General features: G+C 58.9%; 2 protein-coding genes. Both read right to left on the reverse strand.

From position 1 onward, the window contains the following. Positions 1-264, reverse strand: a 264-nt coding sequence (locus tag NZU74_20280) for a glycosyltransferase family 1 protein (GenBank protein MCS6883667.1), incomplete at its 3' end; no start/stop codon positions are given. Between the two features lies 1 nt (position 265). Further along, positions 266-866, reverse strand: a 601-nt coding sequence (locus NZU74_20285) for a flippase-like domain-containing protein (protein ID MCS6883668.1), incomplete at its 5' end; no start/stop codon positions are given.

Genomic DNA, 866 nt, shown 5'->3' on the forward strand with positions numbered 1-866 from the left:
CAAGCGCAGCCGTTGCCAAAGGATCGTCAGCAGGCGCGGGCTAATTGGAATGGGTCGCAATGTGATGTTCGGATGCGCAGCGGCCAATGCGTGGGCATAGCGCGCAAAGGGACTCTGCGGGTCGAGACCGCCGGCAGCGTAGAAAAGATGCAATGCCATATCAGGCGCTGCCCGTGCGGCTGCCTGCACCAGTTCGCGGGTATACCGGCCAATTCCGGCGCCCTGCCATATCCCCGCTGTGAAGTCGATCCCGATCCGCATCATGCTATTTCCGCCGGCTGAGCAAGTACAGGATAAAGCCAAAGACGACGATGCTCCAGAAATTGATCAGCCGGTCGAGGAGGGTTACAGCGCCCCCCAGACTGGCGGCGATCCCGAAGAGTGTAAGCACGGCGGTGATCGTTCCTTCCACCACTCCTAACCCGGCTGGGGTAATCGGCAAGGCCGTCAACAAGGATGAAGCCAGCGCCACGAAGATAATCGCCGCCAGTGTCAGGCTGAGACCCGTGTGGTTCAACGACTGGATCACGAACCATAGCCGGAAGCCTTCGAGCAACCAGATCGCGCCGGTAAAGGCAAACAGGCGTGGCAAGATAGCCGGTTTGAACGATTTTAACGCCGACTGCTCAAAATTGCCGTAGACACGGTGGAGACGGCGGGGAATGAACCAGCGGATTTGCGGCCCCAGCCAGCGCATACCGGCCAGCCCGCTGACAATAATCACGACGAGCAACCCGCCAAAGAGAAAGACGATCTGCGTGCCTTCTGGCATCCGCGCGCCGAAGGTGAGGTAGCCGGAAAGCACCAGCAAACCGAATAAACCGATCATATCGAGCAACCGCTCGGCAAAGATCGTTCCAAATGTA

Source organism: Chloroflexaceae bacterium (assembly GCA_025057155.1).
Classification (GTDB): Bacteria; Chloroflexota; Chloroflexia; order Chloroflexales; family Chloroflexaceae; genus JACAEO01.